The organism is Streptomyces anulatus, from assembly GCF_000721175.1.
GTDB classification, from domain to species: Bacteria; Actinomycetota; Actinomycetes; order Streptomycetales; family Streptomycetaceae; genus Streptomyces; species Streptomyces anulatus_C.
Window position 1 is genome coordinate 81,440 of sequence record NZ_JOEZ01000010.1, and the last position, 26,022, is coordinate 107,461.

20 protein-coding genes and 1 pseudogene are annotated in these 26,022 nt (G+C 71.6%); 7 read left to right on the forward strand and 14 right to left on the reverse strand.

The annotated features are described in order from the left end of the window. Window positions 1-87 precede the first annotated feature (87 nt). Window positions 88-264: pseudogene (locus IG90_RS45780) on the reverse strand (response regulator); the annotation flags it as partial. Window positions 265-388: 124 nt separating this feature from the next. Here IG90_RS45780 and IG90_RS0113275 point away from each other — a divergent pair. From IG90_RS0113275 to IG90_RS0113285, 3 genes are read left to right on the forward strand one after another with little or no spacing between them, the layout of a single operon-like run. After that, complete coding sequence (locus IG90_RS0113275) at window positions 389-1,150, forward strand: glycosyltransferase family 2 protein (protein ID WP_051860047.1); 762 nt, start codon at window positions 389-391, stop codon at window positions 1,148-1,150. After that, window positions 1,147-1,854, forward strand: a complete 708-nt coding sequence (locus IG90_RS0113280; protein ID WP_233435948.1) for a TIGR04282 family arsenosugar biosynthesis glycosyltransferase — start codon at window positions 1,147-1,149, stop codon at window positions 1,852-1,854. The genes IG90_RS0113275 and IG90_RS0113280 overlap by 4 nt, the downstream gene beginning before the upstream one ends. Continuing rightward, a complete protein-coding gene (locus IG90_RS0113285) occupies window positions 1,851-2,789 on the forward strand; it encodes a class I SAM-dependent methyltransferase (RefSeq protein WP_030582537.1) in 939 nt (312 codons plus the stop codon). The genes IG90_RS0113280 and IG90_RS0113285 overlap by 4 nt, the downstream gene beginning before the upstream one ends. A 391-nt stretch (window positions 2,790-3,180) precedes the next feature. On the opposite strand, the gene IG90_RS0113295 is transcribed toward IG90_RS0113285, so the two are convergent. Beyond that, entirely contained in the window at window positions 3,181-4,452 is a 1,272-nt protein-coding gene (locus tag IG90_RS0113295) for a molybdopterin-dependent oxidoreductase (protein ID WP_030582544.1), read from the reverse strand. A 214-nt stretch (window positions 4,453-4,666) separates the two neighbouring features. On the opposite strand from IG90_RS0113295, the gene IG90_RS0113300 reads away from it, so the two are divergent. After that, entirely contained in the window at window positions 4,667-6,106 is a 1,440-nt protein-coding gene (locus IG90_RS0113300) for a hypothetical protein (protein WP_030582548.1), read from the forward strand. Window positions 6,107-6,163: 57 nt separating this feature from the next. On the opposite strand, the gene kdpC is transcribed toward IG90_RS0113300, so the two are convergent. The 7 genes from kdpC to IG90_RS0113335 form a co-directional block, all read right to left on the reverse strand. Continuing rightward, the gene (gene kdpC, locus IG90_RS0113305) at window positions 6,164-6,775 is read right to left on the reverse strand and encodes a potassium-transporting ATPase subunit KdpC (protein WP_030582550.1); all 612 of its coding nucleotides are present in this window, start codon (window positions 6,773-6,775) and stop codon (window positions 6,164-6,166) included. A 6-nt stretch (window positions 6,776-6,781) separates the two neighbouring features. Next, a complete protein-coding gene (kdpB, locus tag IG90_RS0113310; RefSeq protein ID WP_030582553.1) occupies window positions 6,782-8,935 on the reverse strand; it encodes a potassium-transporting ATPase subunit KdpB in 2,154 nt (717 codons plus the stop codon). Next, entirely contained in the window at window positions 8,932-10,596 is a 1,665-nt protein-coding gene (gene kdpA, locus IG90_RS0113315) for a potassium-transporting ATPase subunit KdpA (RefSeq protein ID WP_030582556.1), read from the reverse strand. The genes kdpB and kdpA overlap by 4 nt, the downstream gene beginning before the upstream one ends. A gap of 8 nt (window positions 10,597-10,604) precedes the next feature. Next, window positions 10,605-10,694 (reverse strand): K(+)-transporting ATPase subunit F, encoded by a 90-nt coding sequence (gene kdpF / locus IG90_RS41120; RefSeq protein ID WP_033894137.1) that lies wholly within the window; start codon window positions 10,692-10,694, stop codon window positions 10,605-10,607. Continuing rightward, a complete protein-coding gene (locus IG90_RS44810) occupies window positions 10,691-10,864 on the reverse strand; it encodes a hypothetical protein (RefSeq protein WP_164494010.1) in 174 nt (57 codons plus the stop codon). Before IG90_RS44810 ends, kdpF begins: the two co-directional genes overlap by 4 nt. A 139-nt stretch (window positions 10,865-11,003) precedes the next feature. Beyond that, window positions 11,004-12,665: an ABC transporter permease gene (locus IG90_RS0113330; RefSeq protein ID WP_030582559.1), complete on the reverse strand. Its 1,662-nt coding sequence runs from the start codon at window positions 12,663-12,665 to the stop codon at window positions 11,004-11,006. Beyond that, the gene (locus IG90_RS0113335; protein ID WP_030582562.1) at window positions 12,662-13,615 is read right to left on the reverse strand and encodes an ABC transporter ATP-binding protein; all 954 of its coding nucleotides are present in this window, start codon (window positions 13,613-13,615) and stop codon (window positions 12,662-12,664) included. Before IG90_RS0113335 ends, IG90_RS0113330 begins: the two co-directional genes overlap by 4 nt. A 118-nt stretch (window positions 13,616-13,733) precedes the next feature. Here IG90_RS0113335 and IG90_RS0113340 point away from each other — a divergent pair, with 118 nt between their 5' ends. Beyond that, window positions 13,734-14,243 carry a GbsR/MarR family transcriptional regulator gene (locus IG90_RS0113340; RefSeq protein ID WP_030582565.1) on the forward strand — a complete coding sequence of 170 codons (510 nt, stop codon included), beginning with the start codon at window positions 13,734-13,736 and terminating at the stop codon, window positions 14,241-14,243. 167 nt (window positions 14,244-14,410) lie between these two features. On the opposite strand, the gene IG90_RS0113345 is transcribed toward IG90_RS0113340, so the two are convergent. The 5 genes from IG90_RS0113345 to IG90_RS0113365 all read right to left on the reverse strand — a co-directional run bounded on the left by IG90_RS0113345 (window position 14,411) and on the right by IG90_RS0113365 (window position 23,871). Beyond that, window positions 14,411-15,418 carry a DNA polymerase Y family protein gene (locus tag IG90_RS0113345; RefSeq protein ID WP_030582567.1) on the reverse strand — a complete coding sequence of 336 codons (1,008 nt, stop codon included), beginning with the start codon at window positions 15,416-15,418 and terminating at the stop codon, window positions 14,411-14,413. Next, complete coding sequence (locus IG90_RS0113350; protein WP_030582570.1) at window positions 15,415-18,882, reverse strand: DNA polymerase III subunit alpha; 3,468 nt, start codon at window positions 18,880-18,882, stop codon at window positions 15,415-15,417. The genes IG90_RS0113345 and IG90_RS0113350 overlap by 4 nt, the downstream gene beginning before the upstream one ends. A gap of 986 nt (window positions 18,883-19,868) precedes the next feature. Beyond that, entirely contained in the window at window positions 19,869-20,819 is a 951-nt protein-coding gene (locus tag IG90_RS0113355) for an arsenic resistance protein (protein ID WP_033894140.1), read from the reverse strand. Window positions 20,820-20,899: 80 nt separating this feature from the next. Then, on the reverse strand, window positions 20,900-21,376 hold the full coding sequence (locus IG90_RS0113360; protein ID WP_030582577.1) for a DedA family protein: 477 nt from the start codon (window positions 21,374-21,376) through the stop codon (window positions 20,900-20,902). A gap of 518 nt (window positions 21,377-21,894) precedes the next feature. Further along, window positions 21,895-23,871, reverse strand: coding sequence for a heavy metal translocating P-type ATPase (locus IG90_RS0113365; protein WP_033894168.1), 1,977 nt, complete (start codon window positions 23,869-23,871; stop codon window positions 21,895-21,897). Between the two features lie 95 nt (window positions 23,872-23,966). On the opposite strand from IG90_RS0113365, the gene IG90_RS0113370 reads away from it, so the two are divergent. After that, window positions 23,967-24,350 carry an ArsR/SmtB family transcription factor gene (locus IG90_RS0113370; protein WP_030582583.1) on the forward strand — a complete coding sequence of 128 codons (384 nt, stop codon included), beginning with the start codon at window positions 23,967-23,969 and terminating at the stop codon, window positions 24,348-24,350. Window positions 24,351-25,007: 657 nt separating this feature from the next. Beyond that, on the forward strand, window positions 25,008-26,000 hold the full coding sequence (gene dhaK, locus IG90_RS0113375; RefSeq protein ID WP_030582585.1) for a dihydroxyacetone kinase subunit DhaK: 993 nt from the start codon (window positions 25,008-25,010) through the stop codon (window positions 25,998-26,000). Window positions 26,001-26,022: the final 22 nt, after the last annotated feature.

Consider the following 26,022-nt stretch of genomic DNA (forward strand, 5'->3'; position numbering starts at 1 on the left):
ACCTCGGCCCGTCCGGCGTGCGCCTCGACGATGCCGCGCACGACGGCGAGTCAGAGGCCGGCGTGCCGCGTACCGCGTACCGCGTACCGCGTACCGACGCAGCGTGGCGGGCCCGTCGTCGGCCTGTTCGACGGCGTGGCCGGCGCGGTGCGGATAGCCGACGACGACTTCGGCGACGGTAGGGGTGTCGTCCACGACGAGGACCCGACCGCGTGCCCCCTGGGGGACGGGCTCCGGATGCCGGGCGGGCGGGGTGTTCTCCATGACCACCACTGCGGCGCCCCCGTCCGGGCGCGTCGGAGGACGACCACCCCCATCCGGCCGATGTCCATGTTTCGTAAGAACCTGATGACCTAAATGCCGGAGTTGTCTCCGTAGGGTGAGGCGGGTGACCGATTCTTCTGCCGCTCTTCCGTTCCCGCCCGCCCCTCACACCGGCCTCCCGGAGGCCGACATCGTTCTGCCCTGCCTCGACGAGGCGGCCGCACTGCCCTGGGTGCTGGATCGCATCCCCGACGGCTGGCGCGCGATCGTGGTCGACAACGGCTCGACCGACGGTTCGGCCGAGCTCGCCCGTTCCCTCGGTGCGAGCGTCGTCACGGAGGAGAGGCGGGGGTTCGGCGCGGCCTGCCAGGCCGGGCTGCTCGCCGCCGAGGCCGAGTTCGTCTGCTTCTGCGACTGCGACGGCTCGCTGGACCCCGCGCTGCTGGCCGGCTTCGTGCGGCGGATCGCGGACGGCGAGTGCGATCTGCTGCTCGGCCGCCGCCGCCCCGAGGGCCGGAGCGCCTGGCCGCCGCACGCACGCGCCGGCAATCTGGCGCTGGCCCGGATGCTGCGCCGCCGCACCGGCCTGCGCCTGCACGACCTCGGCCCGCTGCGGGCGGCCCGCCGCAGCGACCTGCTCGCCCTGGACCTCACCGACCGGCGCAGCGGCTATCCGCTCCAGATGGTGGTCCGGGCCTCGGACGCCGGCCTGCGGGTCGCCGAGAGCGACGTCCCCTATCGGCCGCGCACCGGAAAGTCGAAGGTGACCGGCACCTGGCGCGGCACCTGGCAGGCGGTGCGCGACATGCGGGGCGTCCTGCGCGAGCCACCGGCGGACCGCACGGCGGACCGGGCGGCACGCGCGGGAACGGGGGCCGTCCGATGAGCACGCACGGAGACGTGGGCCGTCGGACGGACGCGTACGGAGACGGAGGCCGTCCGACCGACCCGTACGGACCCACGGAGTTGCTGGTCATCGCGAAGGAACCGGTGGCCGGACGGGTCAAGACCCGGCTCTGTCCGCCCTTCTCCCCCGCCGAGGCCGCCGCCCTGGCCGCCGCCGCCCTCGCGGACACCCTGGAGGCCGTGCTCGCCCTCCCCGCCCGGCGGCGCGTCCTGGTCCTCGACGGGCGGCCGGGCCCCTGGGTGCCGCCGGGATTCGAGGTGGTGCCGCAGAGTACGGGCGGCCTCGACGAGCGTCTCGCGGCGGCCTTCGGCGGGTGTACGGGGCCGGCCCTCCTGGTCGGCATGGACACCCCGCAGATCACGGCCGCGCTGCTCGCTCCCGCACTCGCCCCGGACGCCTGGAACGGCGCCGGGGCCTGGTTCGGTCCGGCCGAGGACGGCGGTTTCTGGGCCCTGGGCCTGGCGGAGCCCGATCCCGCCCTGCTGCGCGGGGTGCCGATGTCCGTCCCGGAGACCGGTGCGGTGCAGCGGCGCAGGCTGGTGGAGGCGGGGCTCGCCGTGCGTGATCTGCCGGTCCTGGTCGACGTGGACACCGCGGCCGACGCCCACCGGGTCGCGTCGGCCGCGCCGGGCGGCCGGTTCGCCGGGGCGCTCGGCCGGCTGACCGGGGCGGGGGTGCGATGAGTACGACCGTGCCCTCGTCCGAGCTCACCGCACCGGCCCCCGCCGACTCCGCCGAAGCGTACGAGGCGTACGAGGCTCCCGAGACGCACCAGGCGCATGAGGCGCCCGACACGCACGAGGCGGCCGCCGACGGCGCGTACGCCTCCGGCACGCCGACCCGGTCGGGCCCCGTCCGCACCGCCACCTGGGGCGCCGACCCGTACGCCAACGCCCTGCGCACCGGCCGGGGCCCGCTCTTCCTCCGCCGCACCGACGGCTGGCTGCTGCCCCTGGACGTGGAGCGCTGGTGCTCCGACGCGGGCTCCGCCGACCTGTCCGCCCTGCACCGGTGCGAGGGACCGGTGCTGGACATCGGCTGCGGGCCGGGGCGACTGGTCGCCGAGCTGGCCTCGCTCGGGCACCGGGCGCTGGGGATCGACGTCAGCGAGGCGGCGGTGGCCCGTACCCGCGGTCTCGGCGGCGCGGCGCTGCTCCGCAGTGTGTTCGACCCGCTGCCCGGCGAGGGCCGTTGGGGCACGCTCCTGCTCCTCGACGGCAACATCGGCATCGGGGGCGACCCGGCCGCCCTGCTGGACCGGGCGGCCGGTCTGCTCGGCGCCGGCGGGCTGCTGATCGCCGAGACCGCCCCCGTCGACGTGGACGAACGGGTCCGGGTCCGTCTCGACGACGGCAGGGGCGGACCGGACGGGAGGACCGCGCCCGCGACCGCGGGCGACGGCGCGGCCGAGCCGTTCCCCTGGGCGCGGATCGGGACGCCGGCCCTGCTGCGGCACGCACGCGCGGGTGGCTGGCGTACAGCCGGTCAGTGGGGTGCGGAGGGTCGGACCTTCGTGGCGCTGCGCCGTCCCGTACGGGAGCGGAGCGCCCGGACCAGCAGCCAGAGCGCGGAGAGCGCGAACAGCGCACCGGTGATGAGCAGCCAGTTGCCGAAGTAGACGTCCGGGGTGGTACCGGCGGCGGCCTCGTACCGCCGTTCGGTCCGCCGGGCGATCAGCGGGAACCAGATCAGCAGGAGCAGCCCGGAGAGGAACACCGGCACCCGGACGAAGTTCACCAGGGCCGGCCGGGGGCCCAGCGCGGCGCGCAGCGCCCGGTCGGCCCCCGCGTACACCGGCAGCAGCACCAGGTCGTGCAGGACGGCCGACCCGGCGAACCAGAGCAGCACGCCGACGGTGTCCCCGTCCAGCAGCCGTACGCCCGCGTAGCCGGCCAGGCAGAACGTGGCGGCGAGCAGGAGCAGGTGGAGCGGTCCCTCGCCGTAGAGGCGGCGCGGTGAGAAGCGCGGGCGACGGGCAGCGGCGGACGGGGGCACGGCGCGGGTGGACATCACAGCTCTCCGAACGTCAGGGTCTCGACCCACTTGGTGTTCAGCACCCCGGGCGCGGCGGGAACGATGATCCGGGCCGGGTAGCCGTGGTCGGGCGACAGGGGCGCGCCGTTCACCTCCAGGGCGAGCAGCGAACGGCCGTCGCGGACCTGGTTGTCGCGCAGTGCGGCCTTGCGGAAGGAGCCGCTGCGCTGGAGCGACTCGACGAACACGCCCGGTGGGCGGTCCGGGTGTCCGGCGAGGCCGGCGAGGTCCATGAGCCGGACCCCGCGCCAGAGCTGGTCCGAGGTCGACCAGCCCTCCACACAGGCGATCGGGAGCGCCGCGGTGTGCTGTTCCATGGCCAGCAGCTCGGCCCGGGAGAAGCGGAACTCCCCGGCCGGCCCCCTTACCGTCAGCCGCCAGCGCTCACCGGTGTCCGCGGGCCTGATCCGTACGGCGGCGGCGGTCTTGTTGATCTGGAAGGCGTTCGGGCCCGGCCCCGGGTCGGTGCCGCCGCGCGGGGTGAGGAGCGCGATGCGGCGCAGCGGCCCGTCGAAGCTGCGACCGGCCGAGGTGACCAGCAGAAGGAGCGAACCGGCCCCGACCATGGCCAGCGCGCCGCGCCGGGACAGGGTGGCGGGCAGCGGGTCAGGGGCGGCGAGGGTGTCCGGTTCGCCGCGCGGGATGCCGGTGCGCAGCACCCGTACGGCCTGGGGCATCTTGAGTGCGACATGGGTGACGAAGCCGGCGAGGAAGACCCAGGCCCCGTAGAAGTGCAGGGTGTAGAACGACCCGGGGAAGAGGTAGTCCAGCTGGATGTTGAGCAGCCCGGTGAGGAACTCGAACAGCGCCCCGCCCACGAGCAGCAGCAGCGAGATCCGCTCCAGGGCGTGGCCCACGGAACGGGCGGGCGGCAGCGCGAAGAGCCGGGGGACCACCGACCAGAGTTTGGCGAGCAGGACGGGCACGAGCACGATGCCGACGGTGACGTGCAGGCCCTGGGTCAGCCGGTAGAGCCAGTGCGGGCCGGTCGGCCAGGAGAACAGGTAGAAGCCGAGCCACCCCTTGCCCGGGGTCTTGTCGTTGACCCGGTTCAGGTCCGGGTTGTAGGCGGCGTACGAGAGCAGACCGGTGACGAACAGCAGCGTGAGCCCGACGAGCAGGACGACGCCGAGCACAGCGGTGAAGCGTGACCCGCGCACGGGGCTGCGCCAGAATCCCGGGTCGGCGGGCGTGCGCGGGGCGCGGAGGGAGTCGGGGAGGAAGCGGATCCGGCGGCGTTCGGGCATGAGGCCGACGCTAAGCGGGAGACCCCGCCGGCGGGTGGCTGCGACTCCTGACGAAATTCTGACGTCGCGGCCGGAGGCAGGAGGCGACGTCGGAATCTCGTCGGGAAGGGGACCGGCATCCCGGCCGGCGGAGAATCTGACGGTTCGGTGACGCGCCCCCGCCGTGCCGCCCGATTGCCGCCCGATCGCCGCCCGGTGTGCATAGCGTGCCAGCGTGAAGACCGAGGACGTCACCCCCACGGACACCGCAGGCGGCACGGGGCACGGCCCGCCCGCACCGCCGGACCGCACCGACGACCGCGCCCGGCGCGCGGGGCGGGCGGACCTGATCGCCGCCGCCGCGGGCGGGCTGCTGATCACGGCCGCGGTGGTCGTCGGCCATGTCATCCAGAACCGGGACGGGAGTCTGCGCGCGCAGTGGCCGCCGCTGCTGGCCTCCTGGGACCCGCATCTGGGCCCCGGTACTCCGGCCGCCCTGGTCATGGCGGTCCTGGTGGTCTCCTACGGCCCGCCGCTCGCCGCCCGGCTGCCCTGGCGCGGGCTGCTGGCGGCGGCCTGGGCCGGGTCGACGGCCTGGGTCTTCTCGATGGCACTGATCGACGGCTGGCACCGGGGCGTCGCGAAGCGGCTCACCGCGAAGCACGAGTACCTGCGGGTCATCGACCGCTTCGAGGACATCCCCGCCACACTGCGCGACTTCACGAACCACATCCTGATCGGCGAGCCCGGCAACTGGCCCGCCCATGTCGCCGGGCACCCGCCGGGCGCGACGCTGACCTTCGTATGGCTGGACCGCGTCGGTCTCGGCGGCGGCGCCTGGGCGGCCGTCTTCTGCGTCGTGGTGGGCAGCTCGGCGGTGCTGGCCGCCCTGATCACCGTGCGGGTGCTGGCCGACGAACGCCTGGCCCGGCGCGCCGCGCCCTTCCTCGTACTCGCCCCGGCCGCCGTATGGGCGGGTGTCTCCGCCGACGGCTACTTCGCGGCGGTCGCCGCCTGGTCGGTGGCGCTGCTCGCCCTGGCCGCCACCCGCCGGGTCCGCTTCCCGGCCGTGGCGGCGCTCGGCGGGGGTCTGCTGTTCGGGTGGACCTGCTACCTCAGTTACGGGCTGGGACTGATGGCCGCCGTACTGTCGGCCGTGCTGGTGCTCGCCCGGACCGTCCGCCCGGTGCCGTTGTTCCTGCTCGGCGCGCTGGTGGCTCCGATGGCCTTCACCCTCGCCGGGTTCAACTGGTGGACCGCCTACCACCTGCTGGTCGAGCGCTACTACCAGGGAGCGGGCGGCGTCCGCCCGTACGGCTACTGGGTCTGGGCCAACCTGGCCTGCGCGACCCTCGCGGCCGGGCTCGCCGCCGTCGCCGGGCTGCGCCGGAGCGTGGTGGCCGCGCCCGGTGCCGTACGGGAGTTGAGGAGCCGGCCCGCGACGGCCTCACCGGAAGGGAGGCTGGCGTTGCTCGTGCCGGCGGCGCTGGCGGCGCTGCTCGTCGCGGACCTCTCCGGCATGAGCAAGGCGGAGACCGAGCGCATCTGGCAGCCGTTCCTGCTGTGGCTGCTGCCGGCGACGGCGCTGCTCCCCCGTCGGAGGGTGCGGTACTGGCTGGTCGCGTCGGCAGTTCCGGCTCTGCTGATCAACCACCTCCTGTGGACGGGCTGGTGAGCGTCGGCCGACGTGGGGCGCGCCCTTGGTACCCCACGTCGGGTGCCGCGCCGGGTCTCAGCCGGTGGCCAGGTTCTTCAGCGCGAGGTTGAGCCGCAGGACGTTGACGTGGGGTTGCCCGAGGAATCCGGCGGTGCGGCCCTCGGTGTGCCGCTGGACCAGCGCGGTGACCTGCCGGGCGGTCAGGCCGTTGGCCTCGGCGATCCGCTGCACCTGGAGGTGCGCGTACGCGGGTGAGATGTGCGGGTCGATCGCGGATCCCGATCCGGTGACCGCGTCCTTGGGGACCTCCGACGCGGGCACTCCGTTGAAGGCGGCGACCGCCTTCTTCCGGTCCGCGACGGTCCTGGTCAGCACGGCGTCGGAGGCTCCGAGCTGGCCGGAGCCCGTGGCCAGCGGGTCGTAATCGCTGTTCGACGGCCTCGGCTGGAACCACATGGGGTCGGGCTCGTCGGTCCCGTCGATGTTCCAGGTCTGTCCGACGAGGGCGGAGCCGACGTCCTTCCCTTCGACCCGCACGATCGAGCCGTTGGCCTGGTCGGGCAGGAGCCCCTGGGCGACGCCGGTGACGGCGAGCGGGTAGGCGATGCCGGTGATGACCGTGAGCACCAGCAGCATGCGCAGCGCGGCCCCGAGCACACGTCCCGTGTTCACTACGGAGTTGTTCATGATCAGTCAGCCGATTCCGGGGATGAGGGAGATGAGCAGGTCGATGATCTTGATGCCGGCGAACGGGGCGATCAGGCCGCCGAGTCCGTAGACGGCGAGGTTGCGGCGCAGCATCCGGTCCGCGCTCGCAGGCCGGTACCGCACACCTCGCAGAGCGAGGGGGACCAGCGCGACGATGATCAGGGCGTTGAAGACGACGGCCGACAGGATCGCGGACCGGGGCGAGGCCAGCCCCATGATGTTCAGCAGGTCCAGCGAGGGGTACGCCACCGTGAACATGGCGGGGATGATCGCGAAGTACTTCGCGACGTCGTTGGCGATGGAGAAGGTGGTCAGGGCTCCTCGGGTGATGAGGAGTTGCTTGCCGATCTCGACGATCTCGATCAGCTTGGTGGGGTCGGAGTCGAGGTCCACCATGTTCCCGGCCTCCTTGGCGGCCGAGGTGCCGGTGTTCATCGCCACACCGACGTCCGCCTGGGCCAGCGCCGGGGCGTCGTTGGTGCCGTCGCCGGTCATCGCGACGAGCTTCCCGCCCGCCTGCTCCCGCTTGATGAGGGCCATCTTGTCCTCGGGCGTCGCCTCGGCCAGGAAGTCGTCGACCCCGGCCTCCTCGGCTATGGCCTTGGCGGTCAGCTGGTTGTCACCCGTGATCATGACCGTGCGGATGCCCATGCGGCGCAGCTCGTCGAACCGCTCCCGCATGCCCTCCTTCACCACGTCCTTGAGATGGATGACGCCCAGGACCCGTGCGCCGTGGCTGTCGTCGACGGCCACCAGCAGCGGGGTTCCTCCGGCCCGGGAGATCTGGTCGGTGATCGCGTGGGCGTCGTCGGAGACGTTCCCGCCCCGCTGCTTCACCCAGGCGACGACGGACCCGGCCGCGCCCTTGCGGACCTTGCGCCCGGCGCCGTTCTCCACGGCGTCGACGCCGGACATCCGGGTCTGCGCCGTGAACGCGACCCACTGGGCGTGGGCCAGTTCGCCCTGGTGGCGCTCGCGCAGGCCGTACTTCTCCTTGGCCAGGACCACGATGGAGCGCCCCTCGGGCGTCTCGTCGGCCAGCGAGGACAACTGCGCGGCGTCGGCCAGCTCCGCTTCCGTCGTGCCGCTGACCGGAACGAACCCGGCCGCCTGGCGGTTGCCGAAGGTGATGGTGCCGGTCTTGTCCAGGAGCAGGGTCGACACGTCACCGGCGGCCTCCACCGCACGGCCCGACATGGCCAGCACATTGCGCTGGACCAGGCGGTCCATGCCGGCGATGCCGATCGCTGAGAGCAGCGCGCCGATCGTCGTCGGGATCAGACAGACAAGGAGCGCGGTCAACACGATCATCGAGGTCTGCTGGTCGGCGTCCGCGTAGATCGCGAAGGGCTTCAGCGTCACGACCGCGAGCAGGAAGACGACGGTGAGGGCCGCCAGCAGGATGTTGAGCGCGATCTCGTTGGGCGTCTTCTGCCGGGCCGCGCCCTCGACCAGGTTGATCATCCGGTCGATGAAGGTCTCTCCCGGCTTCGTCGTGATCCTGATGACGATGCGGTCGGACAGCACCGTCGTGCCGCCGGTGACGGCCGAACGGTCGCCGCCCGACTCGCGTATGACGGGGGCCGATTCGCCGGTGATCGCGGACTCGTCGACACTGGCGACGCCTTCGACGACATCGCCGTCGCCGGGAATGACGTCACCGGCCTCGCACACGACGAGGTCGTCGATCCGCAGGTCGGTACCGGAGATCCGCTCCTCGCGGCCTCCGGCGAGGCGGCGGGCGACCGTGTCGGTCCTGGCCTTGCGGAGGGTGTCGGCCTGGGCCTTGCCCCGGCCCTCGGCCACGGCCTCGGCCAGGTTGGCGAAGATCGTGGTGAGCCAGAGCCAGCCGGCGATGGCCCAGCTGAAGAGGTCGGTCGGGTCCTTGACCGCGAGCACGGTGGTGACGACCGAGCCGACGAGGACCACGAACATGACGGGCGACTTGATCATCCCCCGTGGGGAGAGCTTGCGCAGGGCGTCGGGGAAGGACCTGACCAGCTGCTTCGGGTCGAAGAACCCTCCGGTGACCCGCCCGGCCGGCTGGGGCCCGGACGGCGTGTCCGGGTGGGGGGCGATGGCGGATACAGCCGTCGTCGTCTGGGACACAGCATCCTGCTTCGTTACGTCGGTGGTCATGCCGCGAGCCCTTCGGCGAGCGGTCCCAGCGCGAGTGCCGGGAAGAACGTCAGACCGGTGATGATCATGATTGTGCCGATCAGAAGGCCGCTGAACAGGGGCTTCTCGGTCCGTAGCGTGCCCGCGCCGGCGGGGACCGGCCTCTGCTCGGCGAGCGATCCGGCGAGCGCCAGGACGAACACCATCGGCAGGAACCGGCCCAGGGCCATGCACAGGCCCAGCGCGGTGTTGTGGTAGGCCGTGTCGGCGGTGAAGCCGGCGAACGCGGAACCGTTGTTGTTGGACGCGGAGGTGTAGGCGTAGAGGACCTCGGAGAAGCCGTGCGCGCCGGTGTTGGTCATGGACGACTCGCCGTTGCCGGTGGCCATCGCGAGAGCGGTGCCGGTCAGGACGAGCGCCGGGGTGACGAGGAGGGAGCAGGCCGCGAGCTTGATCTCTCGGGTGCCGATCTTCTTGCCGAGGTACTCCGGCGTACGGCCGACCATCAGTCCGGCGACGAACACCGCGATGACCGCCATGATCAGCATGCCGTAGAGGCCGGAGCCGACGCCGCCGGGCGCGATCTCACCGAGCATCATGCCGAGCAGCAGGACGCCTCCGGAGAGCCCGCTGTAGGAGTCGTGGAACGAATTGACCGAGCCGGTCGAGGTCATGGTGGTGGAGACGGCGAACAGCGAGGAGGACCCCTCGCCGAACCGCTGCTCCTTGCCCTCCATCGCGCCGCCCGCGAGCTGCGAGGCGCTGCCGGGGTGGGCGTACTCGATCCAGGTCACCAGGACCACGCCGACGAACCAGACCGACGCCATGACGGCGACGATCGCGTAGCCCTGCTTGACCGAGCCGACCATCGTGCCGAAGGTCCGGGGCAGCGAGAACGGGATCACCAGCAGCAGGAAGATCGTCAGCAGGTTCGAGAAGCCGTTCGGGTTCTCGAAGGGGTGCGAGGAGTTCGCGTTGAAGTAGCCGCCACCATTCGTCCCCAGATCCTTGATCGCCTCCTGCGAGGCGACCGCACCCGGCGAGATGGACTGCGTCTGCCCCGTCAGCGTCGTGATCTCGTGGACACCGGCGAAGTTCTGGATCGCACCGGTGGCGACCAGCAGGACGGCCGCGATCACCGAGATCGGGATGAGGATGCGCACGACACCGCGTACCAGGTCGGCCCAGAAGTTGCCCAGTTCACCGGTGCGGGAACGGGCGAAGCCGCGTACGAGCGCGATGGCCACCGCGATACCGGCCGCCGCGGAGGCGAAGTTCTGCACGGCCAGGCCGCCGGTCTGGGTGAGGTGGCTCATCGCCGACTCACCGGCGTAGGACTGCCAGTTGGTATTGGACGTGAAGGAAACGGCCGTGTTGAAAGCCTGGTCGGGCGAGATCGCGTCGAATCCGAGCGACAACGGCAATCGGTCCTGCACCCGCATGAGCAGGTACAGGAAGAGGACGCTCACCGCCGAGAACGCGAGCACAGCCCGCATATAGGCGGGCCAGCGCATATCTGCGTTCGGGTTCGCCCCGACCGCGCGGTAGATCCACTTCTCCACACGAAGGTGCTTTCCGGAGGAGAAGACGGCGGCCATGTGGTCGCCGAGGGGCCTGTGCACCAGCGCGAGCGCGACGACCAGCGCGGACACCTGGAGCACGTCAGCAAGAACGGGACTCATATCCGTACTCAGAACCTCTCCGGATAGAGGAGGGCGAGGACGAGATATCCCAGCAGGGCGGCGGCGACGATCAGCCCGATGATGTTTTCGGCAGTCACGGCTTCGCCACCCCCTTGGCGATGAGGGCGACGAGCGCGAATACCGCGACGGTGATGACGACGAAGGCCAGATCGGCCATCGCATGCTCCTGGAAGAGTTCGGAAACGAACGGACTCCACGAGGAAACCCCACGCCCGGTGGAAAGCGGACGCCCTTTGACAGCGCCCATACGCGGCGGGCGGCATCCTTGACGCCGCCCATACGAGATGAGCCACCGGAGCGTGCCGGGACGGGGCGCGCTCCCCGTCCCGTGCGGGGGCGGGGAGCGGGCGCTCACACCGTCTGTCGCCGCTCTTCTCCCCCGTGCGTCACTTGGTGTCCAGGTCCCGGCGGCGGAAGCCCGCCAGCCCGAGCAGGATCAGTCCGGCCGCGACGGCGGTCAGGACGAGCAGCGGGGTCCAGTTCATCCCGGCGGCCGGGAGCTGGGGCACATGGCCGAAGGGCGACAGGTTCTTCGTCCAGTCCGGGAGTTGGAGGATCGGCCCCAGGTACCCGACGAGGAACGCGTACACGGGCACGATCCAGGCCGCCACTCCCGCACGCGGGAACCAGCCGAAGAGCAGGACGGCCACGCCGACGGTCACCCACAGCGCCGGGGCGTAGGCGGCGGCCGCTCCGACGAGTTCGAGAACCAGGTCGCCGTCGCCTGCCGACGCCGCGCCCGAGAGGCCGAAGCTCAGCCCGGCGAGGACCATCAGCACCGTGCCGCCGGCCAGCGCGACGGCGACATGGCCGCCGAGCCAGCGGTCCCGGGAGAGACCGGTGGCCAGGAGCGGTTCGGCGCGGCCGGCGTTCTCCTCGGCCCGCGGTCGCAGCGCGGCCATCACCACGTACACGGCGGCGACGACCGCGACGACCACCATCACCATGGATGCGAACGACTCGGCCACGGTGCTGCCGCCGATCCTCGCCAGCGCTTCCTGGATCTGATCGATGTCCTTCACCATGTCGGCGGCCTCGCCGAGGATCGAGCCGTACATGACGCCCATCAGGCACAGCCCGGCGCCGAATCCCAGCAAGGTCGCCCGGTGCAGCCGCAGGGCGAAGCCGAAGGGGCGGGTGAGCGCGTCGGACGCCGTACGCCGGCCGAGCCGCGCGGCGCGCAGGCCCGCACCGACATCGCGCCGGGTGCTCAGCACGAAGCCGTAGGCCGCGGTCAGTGCGGCGAGGACCAGGCAGAGGCCCAAGGGCCACCACCGGTTGTCGACGAAGACGTAGGTGCGCTGGATCCAGCCGATCGGGCTCAGCCAGGACAGTGCGTCGTCGCCCACGTCGCCGGAGGCCCGCAGCACGTAGGCGACGCCGATCACCGCGAGCGCCATGCCCGAGGCGCCCCGGGTGTGCGCCGTGATCTGCGCGGTGACGGCGGCGACCCCGGCGAAGACGAGCCCGATGGCGGCATGCGTGAGGCCGTACAGCAGCGCCCCGCCCGGGCCGATTCCGTCGATGCCCGTCGTGGTGAGCCCCAGGGCCAGCAGCAGGGCGAGCGCGAGGTTGGCGACGGCGGCGAGCGCCAGTGCGGAGGCGAGTTGCGCGTGGTGTCCGACGACGGTGGAGCGGACCAGTTCGGCGCGGCCGGTCTCTTCCTCGTCGCGGGTGTGCCGGGTGACGATCAGGACGCTCATCAGTCCGACCAGGACCGCCATGAAGCCGAGCATCTGATGACCGAGCATCGCGCCGGCGGTGTAGTCGGAGAGATAGTGACGAGGGCCGGTCATGGCGAGCGCGGCCGGACTGTCCATGGAGCTGACGGCCGCGGCGCGCTCTTCGGGGGTGGAGTACAGCGTCTTGTACTGGGCCGCTGTGATCAGCGTGCCCAGAGTGAGGGCGAGCAGCCATAGGGACATGCGGACGCGGTCCCGGCGCAGGCCGAACCGGACAAGGGTCCCGGTGCCGGTGAAGGCGTCAGGAACGATCCTGGCGGGCGCGGACCTTCCGGAGACGTCGAGCGGCGTGACGGTACTGGTCATCGGGCAACGCCACCGTCTGCAACCGGGGAACCGGTGTCGCCCTGTGCCGCACGGCCGTTGGACCCGAGTTCGTCACCGTAGTGACGCAGCATCAGCTCTTCGAGCGTCGGCGGATGGCTGATCAGACTCCGGATGCCGAACTCACCGAGCCTGCGGATGGCGGCGTCGAGGTGTGCTCCGTCCACGGCGAAGTTCACCCTCCGGTCCGTCACCCGCAGTTCGTGAACGCCTGACATGGCGTCGAGTCCGGTGGCCGGACGCTCGGTCTCGGCTTCGACGTTCGTGCGCGTGAAATGGCGCATCTCTCCGAGCGTGCCCGACTGCACGGTGCGGCCCTGCCGGACGATGCTGACGCGGTCGCAGAGCTTTTCCACCTGAGCCAGGATGTGGCTGGAGAGCAGCACCGTCTTCCCCGCGGCTCTGGCCTGAAGAATGACGTCCTGGAAGACCACTTCCATCAAGGGGTCGAGGCCCGAAGTGGGCTCGTCCAGGAGCAGCAGTTCGGCGTCGGAGGCGAGCGCCGCGACGATGGCGACCTTCTGCCGGTTGCCCTTGGAGTAGGCGCGGCCCTTCTTGGTCGGGTCCAGGTCGAACCGGTCGATGAGTTCGTCGCGCCGCCGCAGGTCGAGGCCGCCGCGCAGCTTCGCCAGCAGGTCGATGGCCTCTCCGCCGGTGAGGTTCGGCCACAGCTCGACGTCCCCGGGCACGTAGGCGAGTCGCCGGTGCAGCTCGACCGCGTCCCGCCACGGGTCCTTGCCGAGGAGTTGGGCGCCGCCGGAGTCGGCACGCAGCAGTCCGAGCAGGACCCGGATCGTCGTGGACTTGCCCGCTCCGTTGGGTCCGAGGAAGCCGTGGACCTCGCCGGCTTCGACGGCGAGGTCCAGGCCGTCCAAGGCGTGCGTCCGACCGAAAGCCTTGTGCAGTCCGGTGACAGTGATTGCCTTCTTCATATTCCGAACGTACGCTCCTTTCAGAAATTTGTGAAGTTAAGAAATCGTATGAATCTTGGATAGACTGACAGAAGGCTCGGGCACGAGCGTCAGGAACCACGGGGACCGGAGTCGGAACATGGATGAGCGGCGGGAAGAGAGCCGCGCGGACGGCAGTGACGACGGTGCGGCCGACTCCCGGTTCGTGGAACGCTTCGCCGCCCAGCTGGTCCAGGCGGGGATGGCGCGCATGCCGGCCAGAGTCTTCGCCGCGCTGCTGTCCTCGGAGCGAGGCGCTCTCACCTCCGCCGAACTGAGCGAACGGCTGAAGATCAGCCCGGCAGCCGTATCGGGAGCCGTCCGCCATCTCGCCCAGGTCAACATGGTCAGCCGCGAGCGGGAGCCGGGTTCCCGGCGTGAGCGCTACCGCGTACAGAGCGACCAGTGGTACGACGCACTGCTCGAACGGGACGCCGTCCTGAAGAACTGGCAGGCCACCATGCGGGAGGGCGTGGACCACTTCGGCCTCGACACCCCGCAGGGACGCCGGATCAACAACACCCTGGAGTTCTTCCGGTTCCTGGAGAAGGAGCTCGGGTCACTGACGCAGCGCTGGGCCGCGCACCGGGCCGAACGCCTCAACGACTGACCCCGCAGGGAATCTCCTCAGGGGCCCGGGTCGGGAGCGGCGTCGAAGAACCACCGGGCGGCGTATGTGCCGAACCCGGTGCTCACGGTCCGGGGCGGTCGCGCGGCGGGTTCAGCATCAAGCTGCACCTGGCCCCCTCGATCAGGGACAGCCGCCTGGGGCCGCGGTCACCACCGCAGCTGAGCGAGGGTGCCTGAGCGGATCGCCTGAGCGCCGAAGCGGGCCCGCGCCCGGTCGGCGGCTTGCTCGATGCGGCGCCGTTTGCCGTCCGCCGGGTCCAGGAGCAGCTGCTGGACGGCGTACTGGGCATCGGTGAGGTCCGCGCGAACAGTGATCGTGCGGACACGGGCGCGCTGCAACCCGAGGCGGGCATACAGGTCGTAGGCGGCAGTGCGGAGTGCCGGTGTGTGAGCGGTGTACTCCTCCAGCGTTCGCGAGCGCTGCGTCGTGGCGCCGTCGGCGTACGAGATGCTCAGCGCGAGCCGCGCGGCGACCTGGCCGGTGGTGCGCAGCCGCAGCCCGAGACGTTCGCAGAGGTCGAGCAGGGCCCGGCGGTGTGCGACGGGGTCGAGCTCATCGTGGCTGAACTCGTAGGAGCAGCCGGTGGACTTGGGCGCGGTCTCGGAGGTGACCGGGCGCGTGTCCAGACCGCGGGCCCGTTGCGACAGCGCCACGGCGGTGGCCTTGCCGAGGATGCGCTGCAGCGTCAGCAGCGGAACGTCGAGGAGGTCGCCGATGCGGTGGAGGCCGTATTCACCGAGCGTACGGGCGGTGGCCGGGCCGACCCCGTAGAGGGCGCCGACAGGCTTGGGATGGAGGAACGCGGCGACTGCCTCGGGGTCCGGGGCGACGACGGTGACCCGGCCGGGGGCGGTCGTGTCGGCCGCCATCGCGGCCAGCATCCGATTCGGGCCGGCGCCGATCGTCGCGCGTAGCCCGAGGTGTGCGGCCAGGCGGAGTGCGGCCATGGCCGCCAGGCCACCCGTGTCCCGGTCGAAGAACCGCAGGGCACCGGTGACATCGAGGTCGGCGGCGTCCGGCGGGAGGGCCTGTACCAGCGGGGTGAGATCACGCAGCAGTGCGAGGGCCTGCTCGTACGTCTCCTGGCCGGCCGGGCCGAGTTCGTGGAGCTGGATGCGCAGGACGCTTCGGGCTCGGGTGGTCATGGCGCTCACCCCGCCGATCCGGGAGACCGATGTCCCAGGCGCCGCAGGTCGGCGGAGCGGGAACCGGCGGGCCGCAGATCGCTCCAGGCGTTGAGCTTCGCCCCGGCCGTTCCGTCTTCGAGTGTCCGGTCCGCAACCGGCGTGCTGTCACCGCGGGCAGGTGTGGGGGCGGGTGTGGTGCGGCCGAGCAGGCCAAGGGCGGCTTCGGGGCCCAGGTCGCGGCGGGTGGTGGCGACCTCCTCGAGGTCCCAGGCCATCTGCCCGACCACGGTGCGCCGGGGGCCGCGTTCCTCGACGACTCCGCGGACCAGGAGCAGGCCGGAGTGGAAGACCGTGTGCGCGCAGGTGTCGTGGGAATCCTCGAAGAACGCGAGGTCCACGAGCCCGGAGCCGTCCTCCAGGGTCACGAAGATGACCCGCTTGCCGGACGGGATCGGCGGCGTCTGGGTCGATGCCCGAACGCCGGCGACCAGCACCTGCTGTCCGCGGTGCATCGCCTGCAAGTGGTGGGCGTCGGTCGCGCCGAGCTCGGCGAGCAGGCGGTGGTGGTGTTCGAGCAGATGGCGGCTGACGTCGATGGAGAGCACGTCGATTTCGGCACTCATCACGTCGCGGCTGGTCATCTCGGGCAGCCCGGCCGGCTCGCCCGCATGCGTCTCGTCGCCGAGCGGCAGTTGGCCGTCGATCGCGGTCCGGTTGCGTGCGGAGCGGTGCAGCTCGGTGGCCTGCAACAGCAGATCCCGCCGGGTCAGCTCGCCTTGCAGCGAAGCGAGGGCTCCGATCTTGACGAGGCGCTGGGCGAGAGGCAGGGACGGGCGGGCGCGCAGCCACAGATCCTGCAGGCCGGCGTACGGTTGCCCGGCTTCGATGCGGGCGCTCTCCGCCTCGGTGATCCCTCGCACCGTGGACAGCGCGAGCCGTACGCCCCAGCCGTTCGCGGTCGGCTCGACGCTGTGTGCGCTGCGGGAGGTATTGACGTCGACCGGCAGGATCGCCACTCCGAACTGCTTTGCGTCCTGAACCAGGACGCGGGGCGCCCACATGCCGGGATCGTGCTGAAGCAGCCCTGCGAAGAAAGCGGCGGGGTAGTGCCTTTTGAGCCACGCCGACTGGACGGCCGGAATGGCGAAGGCCACGGCGTGCGCGCGGCAGAATCCGTACGCCCCGAACTCCTTGACGATGTCCCAGACTTCGCCGATCACGTCCGGGGGGTAGCCGCGCTCGCCGGCGCAGCGGTGAAACCACGCCTCCACCTTCGGCAGCCGCTCGGCGTCGGCGAGGGCGCGGCGGGCGACGTCCGCGGCTGCACGGTCGCAGCCGGTCATCGTGGCCAGGATCATCATGATCTGCTCGTGCCAGATCACCACCCCGTACGTGTCATCCATGATCGGCACAAGGTCGGGATGCGGATAACGAGGCTCCTCGACCCCGTGACGGGCGGCGATGAACTTCGCGGGCATGCCCCCGGCGACCGGGCCGGGCCTGAAGAGGCTGATGTCGGCGATCACGTCCTGCATGTGCCGTGGCTGGAGCCGCGCGATGAGATCTTGCTGGCCCGAGCTCTCGAGCTGGAAGCAGCCCAGCACCTTGGTGCTGCGGATCAGTTCGAAGGTCGGCTCATCGGCGAGGTCGACGTGGTCGGGACTGTCGAGGTCGATGTGCCGGCCCGTGGTGCGGCGGATCTCGGCGACCGAGTGCGCCATCGCCGACTGCATGCGCACGCCGAGGACATCGAGCTTCAGCAGGCCGAGGTCTTCGACATCGTGCTTGTCCGCCTGCACCGTCGGATAGGCGCCTCCCGGAGCGGGCTGCACCGGGAGGCGATCGAGCAGGCTCGCGTCGGAAAGGATCACGCCGCACGGGTGCATGGCGAAGCCGCGCGGCAGCGCGTCCAGGCCCTCGGCCAGCTCCCACAGCGGCCCGTACCGGTCGGCCTCGGCTGCGAGCTGCCGCAGTTCGGGGAGCTCGGACAGCGCGGAGCCGATGTCGCACGCGCGGATGTGCGGAAAGCTCTTGGCGATCTCGTCGACGGTCTGCGGACGGATCCCGAGCGCGAGCCCGGTATCGCGCAGGGCGTGACGGGCCCGGTAGGTCTCCGGCATCCCGGTGATCGCCACGCGCTCGGAGCCGAACCGTTCGAAGATCCGGTCGTAGACTTCCAGGCGTCGGTCGGACTCGACATCGAGGTCGATGTCCGGCAAGGAAGTGCGGCGCTCGCTGAGGAAGCGTTCGAACAGGAGCCGGTGCGAGAGCGGGTTCGCTGTGGCGATGAAAAGGCTGTGGTTGACCATGGACCCGGCGCCGGAGCCGCGGGCGGCAACCCGAATACCCATGGACCGTACGTCCGCGACGACCTGGGCAACCGCGAGGAAGTACGCCTCGTATCCGAGGCGCTCGATCACCCCGAGCTCGTAGCCGAGCTGATCCATCGCCCGCACATCCCGGTCGAGCCCGCGGGCGGTCATCCCGGCCTCGCTGCGCTGCCGCAGCAGCCGCATCCCGTCCCCCGGCCGGGTGCCGGCTCCCACCACGTGCGGCTCGGGGAAGTGCGCTCGCCCCAGGCCGAGGTCGCGTACCGGGTCCACCGTGCACTGCTCGGCAGTAGCCGCCGTCTCCTCGATCAGACGCCGCCCTCGACCGGCCGGGGCGCTCGCGGCCGCGGCCACCCGCTCTGCCACCTCGGCCATCTCGGCTCCGGACTTGAGATACCGCTCGCCCGGGTCGAGCGGCCCACGCTGCGGGATCGGACGCAGCAGCCGGGCGGCGTCCAGCACGTCGGCCAGACGGTGCTGCTCGCGCCGCTCGTAACGCACCGCGTTGGTGAGCACCGTCGGGATGCCGAGCCGGTCACCCAGAGCAAGGGTGTGCGCGGCCAGCCGCACCGATCCTGCGCCCAGCCCGGACAGGCCGTAGGCGACCGCCTCCAGCCGCAGAAGTCCCTCGCCCGCGATCTCCCGCCACGGGACGAGCAGCCTTTCCGCGACATCCGGCCGCCCGGCGGCCAGCGCACGTACAGGCTCGGAGGCCGGCCCGAGGATCGCCACCACATCCTCACCCAGGCCCTCCCGCAGCGCCTCCCACGAGGCGACCGGAAAGCCGTCGACCGGATGCGCGTAGGCCGCGGAGACAAGGCGGCAGATACGCGCCCACCCGCTCACGGAGCCTGCCAGCAGCGTGATTCTCAAGCGCGGCTCCGCCACGTGCCCACCACCGCGGACCGGTGTGCGCGAGCGGCGAGGAGCCTTTGCCGTGTCGAACGCCGGGACGGCGAGATCCACCCCGAAGATCGGGCGTACCCCGGCGCTCATGCACGCCTTCGCGTGCCGCACGGCGCCGGTGACACTGTCCCGATCGGTCAGCGCGAGCGCACCCATGCCGAGCTCCGCCGCCCGGCGCACCAGGTCCTGCGGATGCGAGGCACCGTAGCGGGCGGAGAACCCGGAAGCGACGTGGAGATGTGTGAAAACGCCCATCGCGCACCTCCGAATCTGCTCTGGCACCCCCTGCTCGTCTGGCGTCCTGCTATCAGAACGTTGCATCCGATCTATTCGCACAATAGTTCGATAGAGCAATTTCGGCCAACCGATCTTGACGTGGCGAGAAGTCGCTCTCCTGCGAGAGTGCGCCTTGAGCGCACAGAGCTGACGTGGCGGGACGCCGGCACGGGCGCACCGATCCACCGCCGGCCGCCCTGGGCGAGCAACCCGAAGAACGGGGCCGCAGCAGGAAGACGGCAGCAACAGGGCTGGACCTGACACAGAATCGACCCGGAAGACGCCGATGGCGCCCCCGTTCCCGATCATCCCGTAGACGTCCGGGGCGTCCTGGGGGGTGGAGGAACGCCGGCTCGGCCGACAGTTCCAGCCGGCCGGCCACGCCGACCAGTACGCCGTCGGTCCCGGCCGGCCGGGCCGGCCGTCGGCCGCCTCGATCACGGCCTCCAGCAGCACGGCGAGCACCTGGGCGGCGCGCGGCCCCAGGTCGCTCACCACCAGGCCGGTGGCCAGATCCAGACCTTTCTTGCGCCGCGGCCAGCCCGCCCAGCTCGGACACCCCCACCGCCGCCCACGCCGCCGACTCCGCAGCCGCCAGAGCGGCCGGCGCCAGCAGCAGCGGCAGATCCCCGCCCGCACCCACCGCCACACCAGGACGAATACCCCATCCCGGCAGCAGGTCAGAAAGCGGCGACGCCACCGCAACGGCTACCGCACCCCGCTCCTCGACTACCTGCCGACCTGTCCACACCCTTCGATATTCGCTCGAACGTTCGAATAATTCAAGCCAGGCATACATGCGTACGGCTACGCATGAACAGGAGGAGTTGCATCCGGTACCTGGGCACAGGTCTACCGCCGGGAGCGTCCCCTCCTGGGACGTGGTTCACCTGGACATCTCGGTGGCCCGGGCCCCCGCCGCGGTTCTGGAGGCACCCGCCGCGAGGGCGGCGGCCGGTGCGGGATCAGCCTCGGAGCGGCAGCAGCCGGGGGACGGCCCGGACGTAGATCACCATGCCGATCACCTCGACCAGGGTCTGGGTGACCACGACCATCGCGGCGACGGCCAGCGCGTCCGGCAGCGCCAGGGCGAGGGGCAGGACGACCAGGGAATTACGGGTGGCGCCGGTGAACACGATCGCCCTCCCGGCCGGGGCGTCCAGGCGGAACAGACGGGCGACGCCGAGCCCGGCGAACGCCATCACGACGAGGAACGCGACGTAGAACGGCACGACACGGCCCACGGCCCCCAGGCTGCCGGCGTCGCCGAGCTTCGGTACCTGGGAGGCGACCACGGTGAACAGGACGGCGGCCATCAGCGGCACCATGGTCGTGCCCATCGCGTCGGCGGCCTTCTGTCCGGCCGGACGGCGTGCTGCCCACGCCTGGGTGAGCCAGGCCAGCGTGAGCGGGATGACGATCAGCACGACGAACGCCTCGACGAACGGTCCGGCCTCCACCACGTCGGCCAGGTCCGCGCCCATGAACAGGAACAGACAGACCGGCAGCAGCACCATCTGGGCGAGGAGCAGCAACGGAGTGGCGGCGAGCAGACGTTCGCTGCTGCCGCCGGCGAGCCCGCTGAAGACGATCACGTAGTCGACGCACGGGGCCAGGAGGACCAGCAGGACGCCGAGGCGGACCGCCCGGTCGTCCGGGAGGAAGGTGAACATCGCGGCGACCACCAGCGGCACCACGACGAAGTTCACCACCAGCGTCGCGGCCAGGAACCGGCCCGCCCGCGCCGAGCGGGCCAGCTCAGCGGCGGGCACCTGCAGGAACGTCACGTACAGCAGGGCGGCCAGCACCGGGTTGATCGCATGCTCCAGGCCCGGCCCCGCACCGGGTGCGGCCCAGCCCACCAGACCCCCGACTGCCAGGGCCCCCACGTAGACGGCGACCTGATGGCGTTCCATGCCTGCGACCGGGCCGGATGGTGACGACAACCTACGTACTCCTCGCAGGGGGCGGTGGACCGGGCGGCGGCCCCGCGTGGTCACTCCGCGCCGGTGTTCCCGGAGGACGGGACCGCCCTTCTTCTGCGGTGCACCACCACCCCGCACACCGCGAGGAGGGGGACGGCCACGGCGGACACCCCGAGGGCCGTCCGCTCGGCGAAGAGCCTTACCAGCACTTCGAGCACGCCGAGCCCCGCAGACGCGTAGATCAGGGCCCAGGCCGCTCCGCCCACGAGCAGGGCAGGAAGGTAGCGCGACAGCGGCATGCGCATGCTGCCGGCGAGAAAGTTGGCGGCGGTCTGGAAACCGACCGTCAGGAAGGAGACGGCCACCACCGGCGCGCCCCACCGCTGGATCGCCCGCTCGGCACGCCGGAACCTAGCCGAAGAGATCCGCCCGGCGAACCTGCCGCGCCGGGCGCCAGCGCCGGTGAGCCACCCGACGGCGAACGTTCCTCCGGCGCGAAGCAGGACGATGACGTACAGGGCTCCGGCCGCGAGCGCGATCCTATCCACGACGCCTCACCCCGGGCGCCGGCCCAGGACCCGCGTCCCCCGTCGCCCTTACCCGCATGGGCGCTCCCGCCTCACCGGGCGCATGACGCACACGAGCCAGGTCACCGTCTCCCACTTGCGCCCTGCCTCTGCCTGTTCCGTCCGCCGGGTTCCTGCCTGCGGCACCGGAACCCGGGTCCGCACGCCCGGGTCCACAGGCCGGGCAAGGACAGCCTAACCGAACGCACATACGGCGGATATGGGGCGCTGCCCGGGCGGGGGCCGGATGCGTCCGGCCCCCGCGTCGTGCCATGGGTTGTCGATCAGCTTCTGTACCGCTCGCACGCGTCCAGGCAGTCGGTGCGACGGATCATCGCCACCCCGGCCAGGGCGGTACGCAGGTCGGCGAGCCGGGCTCCGTGGTCGAGGCGGGGGAACCTTTGCGACGGTGCCGCAGCGGCATCCCCGGCAGACGGTGACGGTGCAGCGGGCACGCACAGCCCCGGTCGCGGCTGCGGTACGGCGGCGGACGCGTCTGCTCACGCGCCGTCCTGGCCGGCGGAGTCGGTCCAGGCGTGCTCGCGCAGCAGGCGCAGTCCGTTGAGGCCGACGATGACGGTGGACCCTTCGTGGCCGGCGACGCCGATCGGCAGCGGGAGCGTGCCGATGAGGTCCCAGGCGACCAGGGCGGTGATGAACACCCCGGCGATGGTGAGGTTCTGGACGACGAGGCGGCGGGCTGTGCGGGAGAGGGCCACGACGGCGGGGATGGTGGCGAGTTCGTCGCGGACGACGACGGCGTCGGCGGTCTCCAGGGCGAGGTCGGAGCCGGCTTTGCCCATGGCGATGCCGGCGTGTGCGGCGGCCAGCGCGGGGGCGTCGTTGACGCCGTCGCCGACGACCAGCACCCGGCGGCCCTCGGCCTCCCACTCCCGTACAGCGGCGACCTTGCCCTGCGGCAGCAGCCCGGCGCGCACGTCGGTGATGCCGACCTCGGCGGCCAGGTGCCGGGCGGCGCGCTCGTTGTCGCCGGTCAGCAGGACCGGCGGGCGGCCGGTCAGTCCGGTCAGCGCGGCGACCGTCGCCTTCGCGTCGGGGCGGAGCCGGTCCGCGATGCCCAGCACGCCGACCGCTACGCCGTCGCGCACGACGAGGACCGCGGTACGGCCCCCGCTCTCCAGCGCCTGGACCGCCCCGTCGAGGTCTTCGCCGCTGGCGGGGGCGAGGCGGGCCGGGGAACCGACCCGGATGGTCCGGCCGTCGATCGTGGCGGTGACACCGGTGCCCGGGGCGGAGGTGAACTCGGACGCCTCGGCCAGGACGAGCCCTCGTTCGCGGGCGGCCTGCACGACCGAGCGGGCCAGGGGGTGCTCGCTGGCGTGCTCGGCGGAAGCCGCCAGGTGGAGGAGAGCGTTCTCGTCCAGATCGCCGCCGGGCAGGGGGGTGATGTCGGTGACGCGCGGGGTGCCCTCGGTCAGCGTTCCGGTCTTGTCCAGGGCGACGGTGTCGACCTGCCCGAGGCGTTCCATGACGACGGCGGACTTCGCGAGCACACCGTGGCGGCCCGCGTTGGCGATCGCGGACAGCAGTGGCGGCATCGTCGAGAGGACCACCGCGCAGGGCGAGGCGACGATCATGAACGTCATCGCCCGCAGCAGTGCCGACTGAAGGGTGTCGCCGAAGGCGAGCGGGATACCGAAGACGGCCAGGGTCGCGATGACCATGCCGATCGAGTACCGCTGTTCGATCTTCTCGATGAACAGCTGGGTCGGCGCCTTGGTCCCGGAGGCTTCCTCGACCATCTTCACGATCCGGGCGATCACCGAGTCGGCCGGATCCCGCTCGACCCGTACCCGCAGCGCGCCGGTGCCGTTCACCGTGCCGGCGAACACCTCGTCGCCCGCCTGCTTGGTCACCGGTAGCGGCTCGCCGGTGATGGTGGCCTGGTCGACGTCGCTCGCCCCGTCCAGGACCTGCCCGTCGGCACCGACCCGCTCCCCGGGGCGCACCAGGATCATGTCCCCGACCGCGAGGCGCCCGGCGTCGACGCTCTCCTCCGTGCCGTCGGCCAGGAGCCGGGTGGCGGTGGTGGGAGCGAGATCCAGCAGACCGCGCACCGAATCTGCCGTACGGGCGGTCGCGACGGCCTCCAGAGCGCCGGAGGTGGCGAAGATGACGATCAGCAGCGCCCCGTCCAGGACCTGCCCGATCGCGGCAGCACCGAGCGCCGCCACGACCATCAGCAGGTCCACATCCAGCGTCTTGTCCTTCAGCGCCTTCAGGCCCTCCCACCCCGGCTCCCACCCGCCGGTGACGTACGTCGCGGCGAACAACGGCCCCCACAGCCAGACCGGACCACCCAGCAGGTGGACCGGCAGGGCCAGAAGGAACAGCACCAGGGCCGCGAGCGCCCACCGGGCCTCGGGCAGCGCCAGGACACGTGTACGGCGCCGGGGCAGGGCAGGACGCGGATCGCAGGCGGGTGGGGCGGGGCGCTGGTCCAGGACAGAAGGCATGACGAAGTAACCCTTCACGGGCGGAGGCGGGGCGACACCCTCACCATACAGGAATACATGAACAGATCTTCAAGTGTCGTCGGTAAGATGGACGCATGGGCCACGGAAGCGACACCACCAGCAGTGCCACCACCCGCGAACGTCTCGACGCGGTCGGCACCGCCGACGTCGCCGCCACCCTCCAGGCCCTCGCCACACCCTCGCGGCTGCACATCCTGGCCCGCCTGCAGGAAGGTCCCTGCTCCGTGGGCGACCTCGCCGAAGCCGTCGGCATGGAAGCCTCCGCCTGCTCGCACCAGCTGCGCCTGCTGCGCAACCTGGGCCTGGTCACCGGCGAGCGTCACGGGCGGTCGATCATCTACGCGCTCTACGACAACCACGTCGCCGAACTCCTCGACCAGGCCCTCTACCACGTCGAGCACCTGCGGCTCGGCGTCCGCGACGTACCGGCCGAAGCACCGGAGGCCGACGCCCGCTGATTCCGCTGCCCCGCCGAGTGGCCGACCGCCACCCGGCAGACGAGGACATCCCGGCTCCTGCCGTTGGAGCCGGGGTTCGGCTCGGGACGGCGGAAATGAGGGTGCCGACACCCGTCCGCAGCCGGCCGGCCGGCGGAAGACCGGCAGCAAGTACCACACCGCCGAGCGTGCATGCCAACCGGCAGGACCTTGGGCGTCCACGCCTCGTGAGCACCACGTCCGATCGTGGCACCGGGGAGAACAGCGACCGCTCGCACCGTGCACGCTCGGCCTCGAGTCCCCCGGCGGCCCCCTGCGGTTGCGCGCCGGCCGAGGAAAGCCCTTCGCTCCCACTCACCGGTACCGGGCCGGCCGGTCCGATGCACGGCCACACTGCCGAACCCGGCTGGGGGCTTCGCGAAACGCCCTTGAGATGGCGTCGAACTCAGCACGCAGGCAGGATCGTACGGTGAACTCGAGCTCCTTCCCGCCGTGATCAGAACCAATTCCACGGGTAGGTGACGAGTGGTCAGAAAACTCGGCGAGTGATCAGTGTCCGTACCGCCGCAAGGCGCGACGAGCCGCCGCGGCCGCCGAGATCAACAACTGAACACATCTCTCCTGACCAGGGAAAACGCAGACCGAAGCCCTCTCTGCCAAGCTCACGAGGAGACAGACATGAAAATGTTGATCAACGTTCCCGAGACCGTGGTCGCCGATGCCCTGCGGGGCATCGCGGCCGCGCATCCCGAGCTGACCGTCGATGTGGAGAACCGGGTCGTCGCCCGCCGGGACGCCCCCGTGGCGGGGAAGGTGGGCCTCGTCTCCGGGGGCGGTTCCGGGCATGAGCCACTGCATGCCGGGTTCGTCGGACCCGGGATGTTGTCGGCCGCCTGTCCCGGGGAGGTGTTCACCTCCCCCGTGCCGGATCAGATGGTGCGGGCGGCGGCCGCGGTCGACAGTGGGGCGGGGGTTCTGTTCGTCGTCAAGAACTACACCGGTGACGTGCTCAACTTCGAGATGGCCGCCGAGCTCGCCGATGACGAGGGGATCCAGGTCGCCCAGGTGGTGGTGGACGACGACGTGGCCGTGAGCGACAGTACGTTCACCGCCGGGCGGCGCGGTACCGGAGCGACGCTCTTCGTCGAGAAGATCGCCGGAGCTCTGGCGGACGAGGGCGCTCCGTTGGAGCGGGTGGCCGCGGTCGCTCGGCAGGTGAACGGGGCCTCGCGCAGCTTCGGGGTGGCGCTCGGTGCCGTCACCACGCCGGCCAAGGGCAGCCCCACCTTCGATCTGCCTTCCGGAGAACTGGAGTTGGGCATCGGCATCCACGGGGAGCCGGGGCGTGAGCGGCGGCCGATGATGACGTCAGGGGAGATCGCCGACTTCGCCGTGAACGCGGTGCTGGAGGATCTGCGCCCCACCGGTCCGGTGCTGGCGCTGGTGAACGGCATGGGGGCGACACCGTTGCTGGAGCTGTACGGGTTCAACGCCGAGGTCCACCGGGTCCTGTCCGAGCGGGGCGTTCCGGTGGCTCGGACGCTCGTGGGGAACTACGTGACATCGCTCGACATGGCAGGCTGCTCGGTGACGCTGTGCCAGGTTGACGAGGAGCTGCTGCGGCTGTGGGACGCACCCGTGCGGACGGCCGCGCTCCGCTGGGGCTGCTGAGCCGCCGGCGGGACCCCGCGAC

Coding starts and splice junctions, on each gene's coding strand:
- IG90_RS0113280 (WP_233435948.1), top strand. CDS start 1,147: ATGAGCACGCACGGAGACGTGGGCCGTCGGACGGACGCGTACGGAGAC.
- IG90_RS0113285 (WP_030582537.1), top strand. CDS start 1,851: ATGAGTACGACCGTGCCCTCGTCCGAGCTCACCGCACCGGCCCCCGCC.
- IG90_RS0113295 (WP_030582544.1), bottom strand. CDS start 4,452: ATGCCCGAACGCCGCCGGATCCGCTTCCTCCCCGACTCCCTCCGCGCC.
- kdpC (WP_030582550.1), bottom strand. CDS start 6,775: ATGAACAACTCCGTAGTGAACACGGGACGTGTGCTCGGGGCCGCGCTG.
- kdpB (WP_030582553.1), bottom strand. CDS start 8,935: ATGACCACCGACGTAACGAAGCAGGATGCTGTGTCCCAGACGACGACG.
- kdpA (WP_030582556.1), bottom strand. CDS start 10,596: ATGAGTCCCGTTCTTGCTGACGTGCTCCAGGTGTCCGCGCTGGTCGTC.
- IG90_RS44810 (WP_164494010.1), bottom strand. CDS start 10,864: ATGGGCGCTGTCAAAGGGCGTCCGCTTTCCACCGGGCGTGGGGTTTCC.
- IG90_RS0113330 (WP_030582559.1), bottom strand. CDS start 12,665: ATGACCAGTACCGTCACGCCGCTCGACGTCTCCGGAAGGTCCGCGCCC.
- IG90_RS0113335 (WP_030582562.1), bottom strand. CDS start 13,615: ATGAAGAAGGCAATCACTGTCACCGGACTGCACAAGGCTTTCGGTCGG.
- IG90_RS0113340 (WP_030582565.1), top strand. CDS start 13,734: ATGGATGAGCGGCGGGAAGAGAGCCGCGCGGACGGCAGTGACGACGGT.
- IG90_RS0113350 (WP_030582570.1), bottom strand. CDS start 18,882: ATGGGCGTTTTCACACATCTCCACGTCGCTTCCGGGTTCTCCGCCCGC.
- IG90_RS0113355 (WP_033894140.1), bottom strand. CDS start 20,819: ATGGAACGCCATCAGGTCGCCGTCTACGTGGGGGCCCTGGCAGTCGGG.
- IG90_RS0113365 (WP_033894168.1), bottom strand. CDS start 23,871: ATGCCTTCTGTCCTGGACCAGCGCCCCGCCCCACCCGCCTGCGATCCG.
- IG90_RS0113370 (WP_030582583.1), top strand. CDS start 23,967: ATGGGCCACGGAAGCGACACCACCAGCAGTGCCACCACCCGCGAACGT.
- dhaK (WP_030582585.1), top strand. CDS start 25,008: ATGAAAATGTTGATCAACGTTCCCGAGACCGTGGTCGCCGATGCCCTG.